This is a genomic window from Flexivirga sp. G2 (assembly GCF_055397625.1).
The window spans coordinates 1646282-1664127 of record NZ_AP039675.1; the positions used below are offsets into that span (position 1 = coordinate 1646282).

The 17846-nt window shown below is 67.7% G+C and carries 19 protein-coding genes; 11 read left to right on the top strand and 8 right to left on the bottom strand.

Features of this window, described 5'->3' with window-relative positions; genetic code table 11:
* Window positions 1-31: 31 nt before the first annotated feature.
* Window positions 32-1129 carry a zinc-binding dehydrogenase gene (locus tag ACZ50J_RS07880; protein ID WP_464300715.1) on the bottom strand — a complete coding sequence of 366 codons (1098 nt, stop codon included), beginning with the start codon at window positions 1127-1129 and terminating at the stop codon, window positions 32-34.
* A gap of 70 nt (window positions 1130-1199) precedes the next feature.
* Here ACZ50J_RS07880 and ACZ50J_RS07885 point away from each other — a divergent pair, with 70 nt between their 5' ends.
* From ACZ50J_RS07885 to ACZ50J_RS07895, 3 genes are all read left to right on the top strand, one after another.
* Entirely contained in the window at window positions 1200-2507 is a 1308-nt protein-coding gene (locus tag ACZ50J_RS07885) for a sensor histidine kinase (RefSeq protein WP_464300716.1), read from the top strand.
* Entirely contained in the window at window positions 2504-3157 is a 654-nt protein-coding gene (locus tag ACZ50J_RS07890) for a response regulator (protein WP_464300717.1), read from the top strand. Before ACZ50J_RS07885 ends, ACZ50J_RS07890 begins: the two co-directional genes overlap by 4 nt.
* Window positions 3158-3343: 186 nt before the next feature.
* The gene (locus tag ACZ50J_RS07895) at window positions 3344-4768 is read left to right on the top strand and encodes an amino acid permease (protein WP_464300718.1); all 1425 of its coding nucleotides are present in this window, start codon (window positions 3344-3346) and stop codon (window positions 4766-4768) included.
* A gap of 24 nt (window positions 4769-4792) precedes the next feature.
* On the opposite strand, the gene ACZ50J_RS07900 is transcribed toward ACZ50J_RS07895, so the two are convergent.
* The 5 genes from ACZ50J_RS07900 to ACZ50J_RS07920 all read right to left on the bottom strand — a co-directional run bounded on the left by ACZ50J_RS07900 (window position 4793) and on the right by ACZ50J_RS07920 (window position 7589).
* Complete coding sequence (locus ACZ50J_RS07900) at window positions 4793-5605, bottom strand: alpha/beta fold hydrolase (protein WP_464300719.1); 813 nt, start codon at window positions 5603-5605, stop codon at window positions 4793-4795.
* A gap of 37 nt (window positions 5606-5642) precedes the next feature.
* Window positions 5643-6122: a DUF6328 family protein gene (locus ACZ50J_RS07905; RefSeq protein WP_464300720.1), complete on the bottom strand. Its 480-nt coding sequence runs from the start codon at window positions 6120-6122 to the stop codon at window positions 5643-5645.
* A 30-nt stretch (window positions 6123-6152) separates the two neighbouring features.
* On the bottom strand, window positions 6153-6587 hold the full coding sequence (locus ACZ50J_RS07910) for an SRPBCC family protein (RefSeq protein ID WP_464300721.1): 435 nt from the start codon (window positions 6585-6587) through the stop codon (window positions 6153-6155).
* 2 nt (window positions 6588-6589) lie between these two features.
* A complete protein-coding gene (locus ACZ50J_RS07915) occupies window positions 6590-6919 on the bottom strand; it encodes an ArsR/SmtB family transcription factor (protein WP_464300722.1) in 330 nt (109 codons plus the stop codon).
* A 61-nt stretch (window positions 6920-6980) separates the two neighbouring features.
* The gene (locus tag ACZ50J_RS07920) at window positions 6981-7589 is read right to left on the bottom strand and encodes a TetR/AcrR family transcriptional regulator (RefSeq protein ID WP_464300723.1); all 609 of its coding nucleotides are present in this window, start codon (window positions 7587-7589) and stop codon (window positions 6981-6983) included.
* Window positions 7590-7661: 72 nt separating this feature from the next.
* Here ACZ50J_RS07920 and ACZ50J_RS07925 point away from each other — a divergent pair, with 72 nt between their 5' ends.
* The 5 genes from ACZ50J_RS07925 to ACZ50J_RS07945 all read left to right on the top strand — a co-directional run bounded on the left by ACZ50J_RS07925 (window position 7662) and on the right by ACZ50J_RS07945 (window position 13212).
* Entirely contained in the window at window positions 7662-8339 is a 678-nt protein-coding gene (locus tag ACZ50J_RS07925) for an alpha/beta fold hydrolase (protein ID WP_464300724.1), read from the top strand.
* A gap of 116 nt (window positions 8340-8455) precedes the next feature.
* A complete protein-coding gene (locus ACZ50J_RS07930; protein ID WP_464300725.1) occupies window positions 8456-8851 on the top strand; it encodes a hypothetical protein in 396 nt (131 codons plus the stop codon).
* On the top strand, window positions 8852-9817 hold the full coding sequence (locus tag ACZ50J_RS07935) for an HNH endonuclease (RefSeq protein ID WP_464300726.1): 966 nt from the start codon (window positions 8852-8854) through the stop codon (window positions 9815-9817).
* Between the two features lie 42 nt (window positions 9818-9859).
* On the top strand, window positions 9860-10657 hold the full coding sequence (locus tag ACZ50J_RS07940) for an HNH endonuclease family protein (RefSeq protein WP_464300727.1): 798 nt from the start codon (window positions 9860-9862) through the stop codon (window positions 10655-10657).
* Window positions 10658-10848: 191 nt separating this feature from the next.
* Window positions 10849-13212 carry a xanthine dehydrogenase family protein molybdopterin-binding subunit gene (locus ACZ50J_RS07945; RefSeq protein WP_464300728.1) on the top strand — a complete coding sequence of 788 codons (2364 nt, stop codon included), beginning with the start codon at window positions 10849-10851 and terminating at the stop codon, window positions 13210-13212.
* A 103-nt stretch (window positions 13213-13315) separates the two neighbouring features.
* Here ACZ50J_RS07945 and ACZ50J_RS07950 read toward each other — a convergent pair whose 3' ends face one another.
* Together ACZ50J_RS07950 and ACZ50J_RS07955 are read right to left on the bottom strand one after the other, a co-directional pair.
* Complete coding sequence (locus ACZ50J_RS07950; RefSeq protein WP_464300729.1) at window positions 13316-13726, bottom strand: hypothetical protein; 411 nt, start codon at window positions 13724-13726, stop codon at window positions 13316-13318.
* 43 nt (window positions 13727-13769) lie between these two features.
* On the bottom strand, window positions 13770-15344 hold the full coding sequence (locus ACZ50J_RS07955; protein ID WP_464300730.1) for an HD domain-containing phosphohydrolase: 1575 nt from the start codon (window positions 15342-15344) through the stop codon (window positions 13770-13772).
* Between the two features lie 86 nt (window positions 15345-15430).
* Here ACZ50J_RS07955 and ACZ50J_RS07960 point away from each other — a divergent pair, with 86 nt between their 5' ends.
* The 3 genes from ACZ50J_RS07960 to ACZ50J_RS07970 all read left to right on the top strand — a co-directional run bounded on the left by ACZ50J_RS07960 (window position 15431) and on the right by ACZ50J_RS07970 (window position 17840).
* Window positions 15431-16132, top strand: a complete 702-nt coding sequence (locus ACZ50J_RS07960) for a dienelactone hydrolase family protein (protein WP_464300731.1) — start codon at window positions 15431-15433, stop codon at window positions 16130-16132.
* A complete protein-coding gene (locus tag ACZ50J_RS07965) occupies window positions 16129-16485 on the top strand; it encodes a hypothetical protein (protein ID WP_464300732.1) in 357 nt (118 codons plus the stop codon). Before ACZ50J_RS07960 ends, ACZ50J_RS07965 begins: the two co-directional genes overlap by 4 nt.
* A gap of 158 nt (window positions 16486-16643) precedes the next feature.
* The gene (locus ACZ50J_RS07970) at window positions 16644-17840 is read left to right on the top strand and encodes a L,D-transpeptidase (protein WP_464300733.1); all 1197 of its coding nucleotides are present in this window, start codon (window positions 16644-16646) and stop codon (window positions 17838-17840) included.
* The last annotated feature ends 6 nt before the right edge of the window (window positions 17841-17846 follow it).

The following is a 17846-nucleotide window of genomic DNA, read 5'->3' on the forward strand; positions in this document are numbered from 1 at the left end:
TCAGTGATTTTCGGTCGATTGTCCGGTCATCTCACAACCTCGGGTCGAGCGCGTGCTTGCCGTGCGTCATACCGTCGCCGAGGCGGCACAGCACCTCGGGGCCGTCGGCCAGGGCGTGCACCTGCGGCCGGCCGGGTGGGTAGACCCCAGCCTTGCGCAGAACCTGCAGTTCGTCGATCAGCTCGGCATACAACTGCGGGACGGAGACCGCGAGCCGGCCGATGTGCAGCCCCTTGAGCTGGACCGGATGATGGAAGACCAGGTCGTCGGTCGTCACGCTCGCCATACCGGAGGCGGCGCCGAAGACCACGACCCGGCCGACGATGGGCTTGGCGACCCGCAGACTCACGTCCAGCGTTGCGCGACCTACGGATTCGAGGACGACATCGACTCCGTCACCGGCGATCTCCCGGATGCGCCGCTCGAGGTCGGGCCCCCTGCTGTCCAGGACCGCGTGGGCGCCGAGGTCGCGCAACACGTCGTGCTTGATCGGCGACGCGGCCGCGATGACCGTCGCTCCGTAATGCCGCGCCAGCCGCACCGCTGCCTGTCCGACGCCGCCGGCGGCCGCATGGACCAGCACCACATCGCCGGCGCCCACCTGCCCGAGGGGCCACACGGCAGCCAGGGCGGTTGCCCAATTCAGCACCATGCCAAGGGATTCCGCACTCGACCAGCCATCCGGTATGACGAGAGCCTCCGCCGCCGACACAGTCGCGAACTCGGCAAAAGCCCCCGGAGCGGACCCGAGCACCGAGGTGCCGACCGGCAACGGTGCGTCGATGCCCGGCCCGACCGCGATGATCTCACCGGCCACTTCGAAGCCTGCGACATACGGGGCGTGGGGGCCACCGTGATAGCTGCCGTGGGTCTGCATCACGTCGGCGAAGTTCAGGCCGGCCGCGGTGACCCGGATCAGGTACTCGCCGGGTCCCGCCGTCGGTCGCGGCCGGTCCTCGACGAGCGTCAGTTGCGCCGGCCCGCCGCGTCCGGTCTGCAACAGGGCGCGCATCACGGCGGTGCGGGTCTCCGTCTTCACTGTCACGGTCTTCGGTGTCACGGTCTCTCCGGCAACTGGGGGACGCGCCGACGGCCGGCGCAGCACCAGAGTCGCGTCGGTGGGTGCCATCGCGCGTCCACCTACGGGGTGGGACTCGTCATCCCGCAGGCGTATTCGCCGCGCCTCTAGACTCAAGCGGGTGCGCACGGGACTCCGGACACGCGCGGCGACCTACGCCGCCGATCGTCGGCGCATGCTCGCGGACGGCGCGCTCGCGATCTTGCTCGCCGCGCTCCTGCTGCCGGCGACCGTCGACATGATCTGGGACGGCGGCTGGTCGCTCGGCCTGCGGGTGTCGGCTCTGTGCGCTGTGCTGATCGGACAGCTCGCGGTCGCGACGCGACGACTATTCCCGTGCACGTCCCTCGGTGTCGGGGGCGCGGCCGCCCTGCTGGTGGGTATGGCGCCCGACCTGCACACGACGACCCGCGCCGGTACGTTCTCGGCGATCTTCCTGCCCAGCGCGCTCGTCGTACCGGTGTTGCTCTACACCGTGGCCGCGTGGTGCGCGCCCCGCATCTCCTGGCTCGCGTTCGGCGCCTCGGGCATCGGCGCGCTCGCGATGATCGCACGGCTCTGGGGCGCGGACTATCTGACCGTCGCACTCCCCGGGATCGCGTCGACCGACCACCCGATGCACAGTTGGCCGCTCTTCCTCGTGCTGGCCGTCGGGGTGACGCTCCTTGCACCCTGGCTGCTGGGCCGCTATCGCCGGCTCCGCCTGCTGTATGTCGCAGAGCTGGAGGACCGGGCACGCCGTGACGAAGCGGACCGGGCCGCCGCTGCACGACGTGCCGCGCAGGAGGAACGGCAACGGATCGCCCGGGAGATGCACGACGTCGTGTCCCACTCACTCGCCGTGATGGTGAACCAGGCCGAAGGCGGCCGGCTGGTGTCCGAGCGTGACCCGCAGCGTGCCGTGCGAACTCTGGACACGATCGCGGGTGTGGGGCGAGATGCCATGGCGGACATGCGCGGGCTGCTCAATGTGCTGCACGAGAGCAAGCCGGCGGAGGTGCAATCGGGCGAATCACGTGTTCCTGCACCGCAACCCACGCTCGCGGTGTTGCCGGAGTTGCTCGCGCAGGTCCGTCGGACCGGCCTCGCCGTGACGCTGGAGGAGCGAGGCACCCGGCAGCGGCTGTGCGCGACCGCCGACCTCGCGGCGTACCGCGTGGTGCAGGAGGCGCTGACCAACGTGCTCAAGCACGCCGGGCCGGGAGCCGATGCGACGGTGACGCTGGCGTGGGATCCGAGTGCCCTGGAGATCACCGTCGCGAACGCGCTCGTCGCCGATGTCGCGCGGGCCGCAGGCTCCGGGCCGGGGCGTGGCCTGACAGGCATGGACGACCGCGTTCGCGCGCTGGGCGGTGCGACCCGAATTGCCACAGATGAGAGTGAGTTTCGTGTGACCGCAACGCTTCCCACCGAGGTCGGCGCGCCGTGACGATCCGGGTCTTTCTTGCCGACGACCAGGACCTGGTCCGGGACGGCCTGGACATGATCGTGTCCGCGCAGGACGACATGGCGGTGGTCGGCCAGGCAGCGGACGGCGCCGCCGCCGTCGAGGGTGTGCGTCGCAACGTCCCCGACGTCGTCGTGATGGACGTGCGTATGCCGGTGCTCGACGGGATCAGTGCGGCTCGCCGGATCCTGTCCTATCCGGACGCGCCGCAGGTGGTAATGCTCACGTCATACGACGTGGAGGCGGTGGCGTTCGACGCGCTGCGTGAGGGAGTCAGCGGGTTCCTGCTCAAGGACGCGCGCGGTGAGGAGCTGGTGCACGCCATACGCAGTGTGCACCGGGGTGGCGTGGTGATCGCGCCGGCGCTTGCCCGAGTGCTGTTGGAACGAGTGGAACTCCCCGGCCCGCAACGAGTTCCGGCCGCCCTGGCCACCCTGACCGAGCGCGAACGCGAGATCGTGCGCGAGGTTGCGACGGGCGCGTCCAACGCACAGATCGCCGATCGCCTCGTCGTGTCCGAGGCGACCGTCAAGACGCACGTCGGGCGGATTCTGGCCAAGCTGCGGCTGCGGGACCGGGTCCAGGTCGTCGTGCTCGCCTACGAGAGTGGTCTGGTTCGACCCGGTCAGTAACTGCCGCCGCAATGCGAGATGGGTGGACTCGATCGCCCCGCGTGGGGTGGTGGCTGTGCGACATTCGAGTGTCGAAAACTTGGTGGCCGTGGGGGCCTCGAGGAGGTCGTGCCTGACCCTTCGAGACGCTCACTCGTCCCTCGTGAGCTCCTCAGGGAGCAGGTGTAGAAGGAGCCGAAAAGCACTGTGATTGAAGCAAACACGCCGGCTGAACACAGCCCGAAGAAGCTGCGACCACGACACATCACGATGATCACGCTCGGCGGGATCATCGGTTCGAGCCTGTTCGTCGGCTCGGCCAACATCGTGCACGAGGTCGGTCCGGCCGCCGTGATCTCCTATCTGGTGGGCGGCCTGTTGGTCTATCTCGCGATGCTGATGCTCGGCGAGATGGCTGCGGCCCGGCCCGAGGTCGGGTCGTTCATGGAGTACGCGCGGGTCGGGATGGGGGACTGGGCGGCATACCTCGTCGGCTGGCTCTACTGGTACTTCTGGGTCGGGGTGCTCGCCTATGAGGCGGTCGTCGGCGGTGGCACGCTGCACGGCTGGTTCGACTGGCTGCCGTCGTGGGTCGGGTCGTTGCTGCTGCTCGCGGTCTTCGTGGTGAGCAATCTGATCTCGGTCCGGTCCTTCGGAGAGGCGGAGTTCTGGCTGGCCAGCATCAAGGTCGTCGCCATCGTGGTCTTCCTCGTCGTCGGCACGCTCTTTGTGCTCGGGCTGTGGCCGGACGGTCACTTTGCGGTCCAAAACCTCTGGCAGCACGGCGGATTCGCGCCGAAGGGCTTTGGCGCCATACTGACCGGTGTTGCGCTGGTGATCTTCTCCTACTTCGGCACCGAGATCGCCGTCATGGCGTCCGCCGAATCCGAGGACCCGGCGAAGGGCGTCAAGCTGGCGACCGTCACCGTCATCTGGCGAGTGCTGCTCTTCTTCGTCGGGTCGATCCTGATCATCACCATCGCGATCCCGTGGGACGCGTTGCCCGAGGCGACGGGAGTCTCGAACGCACCGTTCACCGTGCTCTTCAAGATGTTCAACATCCCGGCCGCCTCCCGCATCATGGAGCTGGTCATCTTCTCGGCCGTGCTGTCGGTGCTGAACTCCGGGCTCTATTCAGCCTCGCGGATGTTCGCTGCTCTCGCCGACAAGGGACTCGCGCCGAAGGCGGTCAGCTACAAGGCACGCAACGGCGTGCCGGTCGTCGCGGTCTTCGCGTCGACGATCGGCGGAGTCGTCGCGGCGCTGGTGAACTTCATCGCTCCCGACTCCGGCATCTTCGACTTCATCATGAACTCCGCGGGTCTGGTCGCGCTGTTCGTCTATGTCTTCATCGCGCTGACGCAGCTACGGCTGCGGCAGAAGATGTCGCCGGAGGAGGCGGCCGGGCTCCAGGTGCGGGTCCGCTTCTTCCCGTGGCTCAACGTGCTGCTCGTCGCGGGTGTGCTCGCGGTGGTCGTCATCATGCTGACCACGGACGACGGCCGCACCCAGGTGTGGACCAGCCTGGTCGCGACGGGTGTGCTGGTGGTCTTCTGGCCGGTCGTGCGACGCAAGCTGCAGCGGATGCGGGCGAGCGAGCAGCCGGAGCGGGAGTTCGCCACCGAGTCGTGACCCTTCGAGACGCTCACTCGTTCCTCATGAGCTCCTCAGGGAGCTCGTGTCCGCAACCGCCTGTGCCCGCGCGATCCAGTCGGCCAGCAGTGCGGTGACAATCTCCGGGCGCTCGTGCAGCATGGCGTGCCCGGCGCCGTCGACCACGGCGAGGGTTGACCGCGGGTAGACATCCAGCAGCCGCACCGCGTCGTCGAAACCGACTGTGATGTCGTGCAATCCAGCTGCAACGAGGGTCGGCCGCGAGAACGTGTGCCTGCCCATGTCGATCGGCCAGTCGGTGAAGATCTCGGTCAGCGCCGGGTAGTCGACCAGGCCCATGCCCGGTGCTGCGTAGTCCCGGAAGCGGCGGGCCGTCTCCGGGGTGCGCACGACGAAGTAGTCGTCGAAACTGCCGTGCTGGTCCGGCTCCAATTCGTCGTATGCCGCCTCGTCCTGGACGACGACCTCCGGCGGCGGCACCCGCCCGGTGGTCTCGGCCAGCGGGCACATGAGCGCCAATCCGTGCAGCAGCTCCGGTCGCTGTGCGGCGACGCCGCGGGCGAGGTAGGCGCCATACGAATGACCGAGCAGGAGCGCCGGCTCCTCGGCCAGTTGCTCGATGAACCCGGCCAGCAGTGCCACGACGTCGTTGTTGCTCCGCAGGCCGGTCGCCGTGCTGTGGCCCATCGCCGGCAGGTCGGGGTAGATCCGGCGGCAACCGCTGTCCGCGAGCATCGGTTCCAGCGCGGCCTCGAGTTCGCGGTGGTCCACACCGACGCCGTGCAGCGCGATGAGCGGCACGCCCGTCCCGTGCTCGACGTAGTGGACCAGGACGTCGTTGATCCGGAGCTCCATCACTTCACGCTACTCGGCGAGCAGCCGGACCGGGCCGTCAACGCTGAGGCGTCGGTGCCGACCGGTGCAGGCGGAGCGGAAGGACCACCCAGAGGACCACGAAGACGATCGCCACGGCGGCCGCGACAACGGCCCCTGCGAGTTGCCCTGCGACGACGCCAAATACGAACAGGACGGTGAGCACGATCGTCAGGGCGAGCACTGCGAGTCCGGCCTTGGCAAGTCGATCACCGAACGCCACGACGACATCCTTCTCGTGATGCCGGAACAGCCACCGATGTGCGCTGACGGGCGCCACGAGCAGGATCACCGCGACGACGGCACACGACACGGCCGCCAAGTATTGACCGGTCTGCCAACCACTCAGCCGTGAAAAGCGTTGCTGGAAGGGCAGAGTCAGCAGGAACCCGGCGAGGACCTGTATGCCGGTCTGGGTGACCCGCAGCTCCTGCAGCAGATCGTTCCAGTTGCGATCAGCGCGCTCCGCCGGTGTCTCGTCGCGCTCCACGTTGTCCATGCGTCACGGTATCGCGCAGGACCGCGTGATTCACCGGTCGAACTCGGCCGCCAGGGTGTCGAGTTGCTGCGCGGTGCCCTGCTCACGCCATTCGGGCTGTTCCTGGCCCGGCAGGTAGATGCCGTGCTCCGTCACGACGACGCGGGTGCCGTCGTCCTCGGCGTGGAACTCGACGCTGGTCGTCGAGACCGTCGACAAGCGGTCCTCGGTGTGCAGGGTCGACGTGGTCAGGATGCGCTCGTCCTGGACGATGTCGGCATACCGCGCCCGATAGATCAGCGGCCGACCTTGCGGGTCAGGTGCGGTGATCGTCTCCGTGCCACCGACGACGAAATCCATTGTGTGCTCTGCGCCTTGGGCCATCCACCGGCGTCGTGCCTCCGGGGTCGCCCAGGCCGCGAAGACGCGGTCGACGGGAGCGGGGAAGTGGCGCTCGAGAGTGAACGTCGAGTGTGTGACATCCATGATCAGTGTCCTTTCAGATAGTCGTCCAACTGATCCAATTGCCGTTCCCAATCGGTGCGTTGCCGGCTGAGCCACTGCTCCGCGGCGCGCAGGGCCGTCGGCTCGACGCGGCAGCTGCGGACTCGGCCCACCTTCTCGGTGGTGATGACGCCGGCGGCTTCGAGCACCTGCAGGTGCTGCATGACAGCCGGCAGGGACATCGCCAGTGGCTCGGCGAGCGTCTTCACGGCCGCCGGGCCGTGGACCAGGCGCTGCACGATGGCCCGCCGGGTCGGGTCGGCGATCGCGTGGAAGACCTGACCCAGGTCGTCCGGCTCCTGTTGGTTAGGCATGTTCTTAACCATTGCACGGGAGGTCCCAGATGGTCAAGAGGTCACTTAACTGTTGATTGACTCAGTCGGCCGTTCGCCAAGCGTCGAGCTGGGCAAGCATGAGGCGCTCCGCGCGGCGCGCCGCTGTTTTGTCTGCGAGCAACTGGATCTCCTGATTCGCAGACATGGCAATCCCGTTCAGGGTCGTCACCAGATCGTCGGCCTTGCGCCGTCGCTCCAATTGACCCGCCGTCTGGGCGGTGACGATCTGCGTGCGCAGAAAGTCGCGCCACAGGATCACGAGCTCGCTCACGGCATCCCGCAGGACGCCGGGTCGGCCGTCGAGTTCGGTCGATGCGGCCGTGACGAAGCAACCGCCCGGGAACGTGCCGTTGCCGAGGTAGCGGCACCAGGCGCGCACGCACGCGCGCAATCGGGGGAGTCCGGCTTCCTGCTTCAACCCGGGTTGTATGACGGCCGCCACGAAGGTCTCCTTCGCACGGGCGATCACGGCGAGCTGCAGTTGCTCCTGGGAGCCGAACGGCCCGACGATCCCGGCCTTGCTCATGCCGAGCGTGGCGGCGAGGTCGCCGATGCTGACGCTGCGTATGCCGTCGACCGAGGTGCGCTGGACGCCGGCGTCGACGATTCGCTCGCGGGTGCGCAGTGCTTCCTCGGCAGACTTTCGCATGCGGCCATCTTAGTGGACGAGCGTCTGGTAATTTGGCGAACGACCGTTTGCATAACTGTCAGGGGTGACGCGATGAGTGACGGAAGGGACCTGGTCCTGGTCCATGGTGCATGGCATGGCGCGTGGGCGTGGGACCCGGTGGCGCCGCTCCTCGCGGCAGCCGGACACCGGCCGACAGCACCGGAATTGCCATCGTGTGGCCCGGGTGGCGCGCCCGCGACGCTGGAAGACCATGCGGCGGTGGTCGCGGATGCGATCAACGCAGCCCGTGACGGGGTCGTCGTGATCGGACACAGCTACGCCGGGCTCGTCATACAGCAGGCGTTCGCGCGCGGTGTCGAACGACGTATCCAGCACATCGTCCATGTCGATGCCTGGCTCGGGGCCGAGGGTGACTGTCTGCTCGATCTTGCGCCTCCCGCGTTCGCGCAGGTCTGGCGCGAACAACAGTCCGGCGGCTGGTTGCCGGCGCCCACTCCGCAGCAACTCGGTGTCACCGACCCCGATCAGATCGACTGGCTGGCGCCGCGGCTGATCCCGCAACCGTGGCCGACGTTCACCGATCCGTTGTGTGGGATGCCCGATCGTCATACCGATGCTTCGGCGATCGTGATGGAGCCCGGCAATGGAGTTCCGTTTCGGGAGTTCGCGGTTGGTTATGACCTGCCGGTGACCAGCATGGCCAGTGGGCACGACGTGTTGCTGACTCATCCGAACGAGCTGGCGCAGTTGCTGCTCGAGAGCTTCTGATGCCGGCTGTAGTGGCGCGGTTGTCCACATCCCCCTGGTGATGGTGAGGGGATGTGGATAGCGTTGATACGCCAAAAGTGTTGTGGGACAAGCGGTTTCGTGACATAATCGAACACATGAACGAGATCGAGTTGGGGAGTGGTGGACCCGCTGCAGGCGTGATGGACGCATCCGCGGTCCGTGCGTTCCACGACCGACTCGACGAGACGATCGACACCCGGGATCCGTGGCAAGAGCTGCGCGCGCTCGACGAGTTGCGCAACGCGATCAGCGCGCGGGAGGCGCGACTGGTGGTGGCTGCCGAAGAGATGCAGACGCGGCGGGACGTCCCACGACGGATCGAGTCGAGCGAGACGAGGCGACTGACGGGGGCGCGGGTCGGCCTCGCGCGGCGGTGCTCACTGCAGAAGGGCTCGGCGTTCGCCACGGTGGCGCACGCGCTGGTCGAGGACATGCCGTGCACCCTGGCTGCATTGGCGGCCGGGGTGCTGAGCGAGGCCGACGCCGCGTGAATGGTCCGTGAGCTGTCCGGTCTACCGAGCGCCGACCGTTCCGCGGTGGACCGGGCGACCGCGCCGTTGCTGGGGACTGTTTCCGTCGAATCCTTGGTGCGGGCCGTCCGTGAGCAGGTTTACCTGAGGGATCCGGAGGCTGTCCGGGAGCGCCGCCTGGCAGCGGAGTCCGAACGTCGGGTGAGTGTGCGGCCGGCGCCGGATTGCATGGCCTACCTGACCGCGCTCCTTCCGGTCCGGGACGCGGTGGCGTGTCAGGCCGCGCTGTCCAGTGTCGCCGCGGAGTCGGACGCTCCGCGAGGTCAGACGATGGCCGACGCGCTGGTCGAGCGGGTCACCGGACGTGCCCGCGCGCAGAGCAACCTCGGGGTGTGTGTCGATCTGCTGATGCCATGGGACACGCTGACCGGCGAAACGCCGGCACATCTGTCGGGCTACGGGCCCGTGCCGGCCGATGTGGCTCGTGAGTGGATGGGCGAAGGAGACCCGACCGGCCCGCGGATCCGCCGATTGTTCACCCAACCCGGCACCGGCGACATTGTCGGCATGGATTCGCGTGCTCGTCGCTATCCCGGCCTGCTCGCGACGCTGATCCACTTCCGGGACCAGATCTGTCGGACACCGTGGTGTGGCGCGCCCATTCGCCATACCGACCACATTCGGGGGTATGCCGACGGCGGTGAGACCACCGAGCGCAACGGGCAGGGACTGCGCGAGCGATGCAACTACGTGAAGGAGCATCCGGACTACGAGGTCACCGGTGATGCGAGCGAAACCGTCACCAGGACAGCCGGATTCACGGCATACAGTCATCCGCCTGCACCACCAGGTATGCCGCCGCACCACCAGGTATGCCGCCGCCCACCCGTTCCTATCCCGAGCGCACCCTCATGGACATCGTCTGGAGGCACTCGGTGGGTAGCCGCGAGTGACCCGGTGTCCTCGTCATCGGAGGTCCTGAGATAGGACTGTCCGGTGGGGTCACGGCGACGGGCATGGAGAGTTGCGATGACCGCTGCGCTTTGCGCGCCGTTGCTGGCCGGATGTATGTCGACCGCCGGCACCGCGAGCAGCTCGGCGCCGACCGTCACGAGGACGGTCACCGTCACCCGAACCGTGACTCCGACGTCGACGGTCCACCCGAGCGAATCATCACGCGCACCAACGACGTCGAGCTCCGCAGCGCCGTCCTCGTCGGCGCCCTCCTTGTCAGCGCCCGCGAAGGCCGTCGTCACGCGCACCCTGGCGCTGCTCGGCACGCTGCCGGTCAAGGGCCGCGCCCCGAAGACCGGGTACGACCGTCGGGACAAGTTCGGGGTGTCCTGGACCGACGACGTCACAACACAGTTCGGGCACAACGGCTGCGACACCCGCAACGACATCCTGCGGCGCGACCTGCGCGACATCACGCTGAAACCGAACACCCACGGCTGTGTCGTGCTCACCGGGGTGCTCGACGATCCCTACACACGCGAGCGGATCAGCTTCCACCGCGGAGTGGGCACGAGCAACGCCATTCAGATCGACCACGTGGTCGCGTTGTCGGACGCCTGGCAGAAGGGCGCGCAGCAACTGAGCGCCGAGCGGCGGCAGAATCTCGCCAACGACCCGCGCAACCTCCTCGCGGTCAGCGGACGGGCCAACATGCAGAAGCAGGACGGCGACGCCGCGACGTGGCTGCCGAAGAACAAGGCGTTCCGCTGCACCTACGTGAGCAAACAGGTCGCGGTGAAGAGCGCCTACCACCTGTGGGTCACCAAGGCCGAGAAGGACGCCATCGACAGAGTGCTGTCGACCTGTGGGTGACGCGACGCTGATCGAGTAGCGACGAAGGAGCGTATCGAGATCGAATGCCGGTGGGGCGACCCTTCGAGACGCCCGCTCGTCCCTCGCGGGCTCCTCAGGGATCTTGCTCAAGGCCCGCTCGTCCCTCGCGGGCTCCTCAGGGATCTTGCTTGACCCCCGCGGGAGGGGTCGGCAGGCGTAGCGTCGGTCGCATGGCAGGTTCAATTCTCGGAACACGCGTTCGCCGGGTCGAGGACGCGGCACTGGTCACCGGTGATTCGACCTTCGTCGGCAACCTCGATCTGGACGGTCTGCTGTATGCCGCGTTCGTCCGATCTCCGTTGGCGCACGGTCATATTCGCGACATCGACACCACCGAAGCCGCTGCCGGGCCGGGTGTCGTCGGGGTATACACCGCCGCTGACCTGTCGCTCGCCCCGCACCACGGGCTGATGGTTCTCAACGCCAAGGTGCCCCGACCACCGCTGGCAGTGGACCGGGTGCGGTTCGTCGGCGAACCTGTCGCAGTGGTTGTGGCGGAGTCCCGAGCGGCGGCCGCCGACGCGGTCGAACTGGTCGATGTCGACTACGACCCGCTGCCCGCCGTCGCGGACCCCGTGGACGCCCTCGCGTCCGATGCCGAGCTGCAGTTCCCGGAGCTCGGCACCAATCTCGTCGCGGGCAATCGGTCTGCGGTCACTGAGGATCCGTTGGCCGGTGCCGACACCGTCGTCCGTGCGCGGATGGTGAACCAGCGCGTCGCGGTGATGCCCATGGAGGGCAACGCAATTGCCGTCGAACCGAGCGGCGACGGGGACCACGATCTCGTCATACACGTCTCGACACAGATGCCGCACGGCTTCCAGGCCATGGTCGCCGAGGAGTTCGGCATACCGAAGGAGACGGTCCGGGTCATCGCGCCACACGTGGGTGGCGGGTTCGGTGGCAAGGCCGGCATGATCGCCGAGCACACCGCCGTGATCGGCGCCGCGCGCAGACTCGGTCGTCCGGTGGCCTGGGTCGAGACACGCTCGGAGAACCTGCAGGGGATGCACGGCCGCGGCCAGGTCGGTTACTACGAGCTCGGGCTCCGCAACGGCGGCAAGATCGTCGGTCTGCGGGCGCGGGTGATCGGTGACGCGGGCTCGTGGGCCGGCTTCGGCGGCGCTCTGCCGATCCACATGACCGCGCTCATGGTGCCCGGCGTGTATGACGTCCCCGTCATCGCTTATGACGCAGCCACCGCCGTCACCAACACCGCACCGATGGGCGCCTTCCGCGGCGCCGGACGTCCCGAGGCCGCCGCGCACATCGAGCGGATGATGGACATCGCCGCCGACGAGCTCGACATCGATCCGGTCGAGCTGCGCAGACGAAACTTCCTGGACCCCAACGGTTTTCCGGTGACGACGCCGATGGGTGCGACATACGACTCGGGAGACTACGACCTGCCGCTACGTGAGGCGTTGCGGCTTGCCGACTACGACAAGCTCCGCGAGGAGCAGGCCACCCGTCGCGCGAGCGGCGATCCTGTCCAGTTGGGCATCGGGGTGAGTGTCTACGTCGAGGTGACCGCGCCCGGTGGCGGCTCGGAGTTCGGCTCCGTGACGGTGCACGATGACGGCAGAGCGACGGTGTCGTCCGGCACCTCCGCGCACGGGCAGGGGCACGCGACCGCGTTCTCGATGTTGGTGTCCGACGCGCTCGGCATACCGATGGACAAGATCACCTACGTCCAGTCCGACACCGCGGTCGTGCCGCGCGGCGGTGGCACCGGCGGATCACGTTCGTTGCAACTGGGCGGCAGCGCCGTGCAGTCCGCCGCGACCACCGTGTTGGACCAGGCCCGCCGGTTCGCCGCGTCACGGCTCGAGGCTGCCGTCGAAGACATCGTGCTCACCGACGAGGGTGCCTTCGGGGTCGCCGGCGTGCCCGGGGGAGCCACAGTCAGCTGGGCCGAAGTCGCCACTGCCGCAAAGGAATCGGGTGAGGAGCTGGCCGCAGGCGTCGATGTCAACCAGAAGGGCTCGACCTTCCCCTTCGGCGCGCACGTGTCCGTCGTGGAGGTCGATACCGAGACCGGGCACGTCCGACCGGTGCGGCACATAGCGGTCGACGACTGTGGTCGGGTGCTGAATCCGCTGTTGGTCGAGGGCCAGCAGCATGGTGGGCTGGCGCAGGGCATCGCGCAGGCGCTCTACGAAGAGGTCGTGTTCGACGCGGACGGGCAGCCGCTGACGACGACACTCGTCGACTACGCGATGCCGAGCTCCGCCGATCTGCTCGACTTCGAGACCGCCTCCACGATGACGCCGACTCCACTGAACGCCCTGGGAGCCAAGGGAATTGGCGAGTCAGCGACGATCGGTTCCACGCCCGCCGTGCAGAACGCAGTGGTCGATGCGGTCAGTCATCTCGGGGTGCGGCACATCGACCTGCCGTGCACGCCACAACGGGTATGGCGTGCCGTGCAGGCGGCCCGGTCCGGCACGTTGCCGGACCTCTGGCGTGAACCGCCGGACGTCTTCGCCGACCTGCCGGTCAGTGGCGGCGTTGACAACGCAGCAGGGATCTGAGGGCCCGGTCGCGGATCGAGTAGCGACGAAGGAGCGTATCGAGATCCAGGGTCTCGATACGCGGCTCGTACCTCACCGCTACTCGACCAGCTTCCGGGCTCGCCTATTCGACCCGCATTTGCTGGAAGCCGCTGCACACGAGGTCGATCGTCTCGATGTGGTCGCGGCCGGTCGTGAAGAGGTGCTGCTCGGCGACCCGGGCCTGCTCGGGTGATCCGGGCGGGTTGAGCCGGATCCGCCAACGCAGGTAGCGCTTCGCGCCGACCGCTCCGGCGGACGCCTCGACCAGGGCGAAATCGTCGGTCCCGCCGAACCAGTTCTCGAACTGGGTGGCGATCCTGGCAGCGCCGTCGAGCTCGAGCAGTCCGGACGGCAGCAGCGCACGCAGGTGCACGTTGTCGTCGAGGCAGTCCTCGAACTCCCGGAAGTCACGGCAGCTGATCGCATGAACCAGTCGACCGTTGACGGGCGGCTCTGTGGTGGTTGTGTTCTCGGTTCTGGTGTTGGTGCTCATGCCTCTGTTGTATGCCGCGCCGGCGCCCGTCACATCGGAAGAACTACCGATCTTCCGGTGGTGCGGTCTGCCAGTCCTGTTCGGCGCTGACCAGGCCGTGCCGCAGCGCGAACATCGACGCCGCGCCACGCGAGGTCGTGCCGGTCTTGGCATAGATGTGCTCGAGGTGCGAGGTCACCGTCCTCGGACTGACGGTCAAGCGGCGCGCAATCTCCTTCGTGCTCATCCCGCGCACCAGGAGGACGAGCACGTCGACCTCACGCCCGGTGAGCGATGCCACCTGCGGGATCCGCCGCGGCACGCGGTGGCCGGCTGCTTGCAGGACAGCATCGACCGCTGCGGCATCGAGTCGTCCTGCCCGGACCTCAGCGTGCAAGGCGTCCGTGCAGTCTGCCGGGGGTACTGCCGGCCGTCCGGGCCGTGCTTCGACCAGATCCTGGTAGAAGTCGGCTGCGGCGAGCACTCGCGCCGAACCGTCCAGTGCGGTCGCGGTGAGTCCGCGAGGATAGCCACTGCCGTCCAACCGCTCGTGTGTCATCGCGGCAAGCCGACCGATGCGGGCGAGTGTGGGTTGCCGGGCCAATACGCGCTCGGTGAGGTAGGGGACAGCGCGAACTCGCTCCCGCTCCGCCGTCGACCATGGCTCCGGCTTGTTCCAGACCGAGGACGAAACCCCGATCGAGCCGATCCGGTGCACGAGGCCCGCACGCATGACGAGGTCGGCGTCCTCGATGCCACTCGCATCGGCAGCACGGTGGGCCAGCATGCCGACGGCACGCGAATGGCCCAGGTACCAGGGCGATTTCAGGTCGGCGTAGTCCGCGAACGTCTCCAGCGTGGGCGTCAGCTCCTCCTCGGCCAGTGGCCGGTCCAGTGCGGCACAGCCGGCGATGACGGCTCCCCACGCGTCAAGGTCGGCCAACCCGCGCAGGACGTCCTCGACGTGCTCGACACACAGATCGACCAGGGACGGATCGAACTCCCGCCCCCGGCCCGCCCGCAACATCGCCACCACAGATCCAACGTCTCCCGAATGAGCGAAAACCTCTGTGTCATCGGCGATCTGGACGATGCGGATGGCTTGCTCCAGTTCGTCGCCGCCGACATCACCGGGCACGCCCTTGCCGTCCCACCGCTCGAACGCCTGAGCCAGGGAGCGGCGCACCGACGCGGGCATCCCGAGGCGGTCGGCGATGTCGCCAGTGGTCTGACAGTGGGTCACGAAGGTGCCGAGGGCGTCGCGGAAGCCACTGGTGAGGAAGCGGGCGGTGACCGCCATACGTTGGCCCGGTCCGCGACCCGCACCGATGTGCGCGAGCATGAACGGCATCATCGTCCACGGCCGGCGATCGACGCCGTAGCTGTCGGCGCGCAGCTGCCGGTCATCGCCGAACCACGTTGCCAATTCATGGGAGTCGGCCACGCAGCCGATCCACGCCATCAGCGACACGTAGAACGTGTCGGCTCGCACGTCGTCGTCGAAACCGGCCAGCTCAGCCAGTCGTGCAGCGATTACCGTCTGCCGCAGCACGTGTGCCTCCGGCAGGCCAAGACCGAGGTCGGTCGCCAGGGACAACGACGCCAGCACCTCGGCGAGCCGCACCGGCTCCTGCTGCATCTTCGGAGCGTACGCCGAGTTCCGAGGTCTCGATACGCGGCTCGTGCCTCGCCGCTACTCGACCGGCGTGGTGACAGACTGCTGGGATGAGCGAGCAGATCGACATACCGACCGACGACGGCCAGATGCCCGCGTGGCGATTCCTGCCCGAGTCGGGGTCAGGTCCGGGGCTGGTGCTCTTCCAGGAGATCTTCGGCGTCTCCGACTACATCAAGGCGCGGGCGGCCGACCTCGCGGGGCTCGGGTATGTCGTGATCGTGCCCGAAATCTATTGGCGGCTGGACGATTCCGAGATTGACGAGACGCGTGACGACATGTTGCAGCGAGCGATGTCGTTGATGGGCCAGGTCGACTGGGCGAAGGCGGTGGAGGACGGCGTGACGGCTGTCGCGGCCACCCGTGCGGACGAACACGTCGACGGTCGAGTCGGGGTCTTCGGCTTCTGCTTCGGCGGTGGGCTGGCGTTCAACGTCGCTGCCGCGACCGAGGTCGAGGTGCTGGTGAGCTACTACGGATCGGCGTTGCCGAATCTGCTCGACCTCGCGGGTGACGTGACGGCACCGGGACTGCATCACTTCGGGGAGTCGGACGACTACATCCCGATGGAGGTGGTGGAGCGGATCCGGTCAGCGGTCGCCCGCGACAGCGTGCGGTTCGAGACGTATGCCGGCGCCGGGCACGCCTTCGACAACCCGCACCCGATGTTCCACCATCCCGAGGCATCGGCTGCGGCATGGCGGAACACCGTGGACTTCCTGGCGACATACTTCCCGGTGGTGGCGCCATGACGTCACGGTGGTCGATCGCGTCCCGCAACTCCGTCCTGAGCATCGGTTCGACGGAGTCGTTCTGCTCGATCGGTTCGGTCGGGTCGGCCTTCTCGGTCGGGTCCGTCGCGTCGTTCGCGTCGCTGGGTTCTCTCGGGTCCGCGATGGCGATGTTCTCGACCGGTTCCTACCAGAGCAACACCGCGGTGTTGTCCGCGCAGTCGGATCGTTCGATCCTGTCGTGGCGGTCCGGCGGATCGGTGCGGGCGTCATACACCGACCACGAGGGCGGGCGCGTCATCCCGTTGGCCGTCACGATCGTTGCGGGCGCGGCGGTCGCAGCTTTGTGGTGGAAGGTCGGCGCCCGGGCGTGAACATTCTGTGAACGTATGACGTTTCGGTTTCGGTTGCCTGTGAGCGGCGCGTCCGTTTTGTCGGTGCGGGGAGGGTGCGTCTTACCCTGAGGCCTGCACATTTGTGGGGGTTCCGTGAGGGGTATGACGTGTCGGATGGATTGACGCGACGTGTCGCGATGAGCGGCGCGCTGGCAACGGCTGTGCTGGCCGGTGCCATCGCCTGCGGAGACGGGCAGAAGAGCGCCGGTCGACCGGCGAGTGGTCGGACGACCTCGAAGGGTCACGGTTCGCCCTCCAGCACGGCGGCGCCGACGCCGGCCAAGGTCACCGCAACAGGCATGGTCAGTGGGAGCGTGCCGTTCGGTGCGCCCGTCACGCTGACCGCGTCGGCGCGACTGCGGTCGTTGACGGTGCAGGACGACGCCGGCAAGCCGGTGGAGGGCAAGCTCGGTTCCGGCGGCACGAGCTGGGTCAGCACCGGTGTGATCGGGCCGAAGGAGTCCTGGTCATGGACGGCGATCACCTCCGCGGGCGCGACCAGCCACGGCACGGTCGCGTCGACCGCGGCCACCCAGACGGCCCGGGCGACGGCGAACATCGGAGTCGATGTGACGGTCGGCGTCGCCGCACCGATCGTGGTCAATTTCAGCGCGAACGTGACCGACAAGGCCGCGGTCGAGAAGCACCTGCAAGTGCTGATCCGACCGGCCGGGTCGAAGGGTCCCTGGAAGCCGGCCGTCGGGTCGTGGGCGTGGCTGCCCGACAACGCGCCGAACTCGACGGCGCATTTCCGGACCAAGAAGTACTGGCCGGCATACACCGAGGTCCATGTCATCCTGCCGCTGGCACACCTGGACTGGGGTGGTGGCATCACCGGGGTGCAGGACCTGGATTGGACCTTCAACATCGGACGCTCGCAGGTCGTCATCGCCGATGCGCGCAAGCACAACATCGTGATCTACCGCGACGGCGCGAAGGTGGCGACCTACCCCGCGTCATACGGGCTGAACTCGGACCCGATCCGCAACACCCGCACCGGCATCAACGTGGTGATGGGCAAGCAGGAAACGGTGGAGATGAAGTCGAAGCTGTTCCATTACGACGAGATCGAACACTGGGCCGTGCGGTTCAACAACAACGGCCAGTTCATCCACGCCAACCCGGATACCGTTGCGCAGCAAGGGAAGACGAACGTCTCGCACGGCTGCATCAACCTGTCGACGGCAAACGGCAAGGCCTACTACAAGACGGCGATCTACGGCGATCCGGTCGACGTCCGCGGCACCAAGGTGAAGCTCGCCGACGAGCGCACCGAGTTCTACGACTGGGCTCTGTCGTGGAAGCAGTGGACCGCCCTGTCGGCGCTGCACTGACGTCAC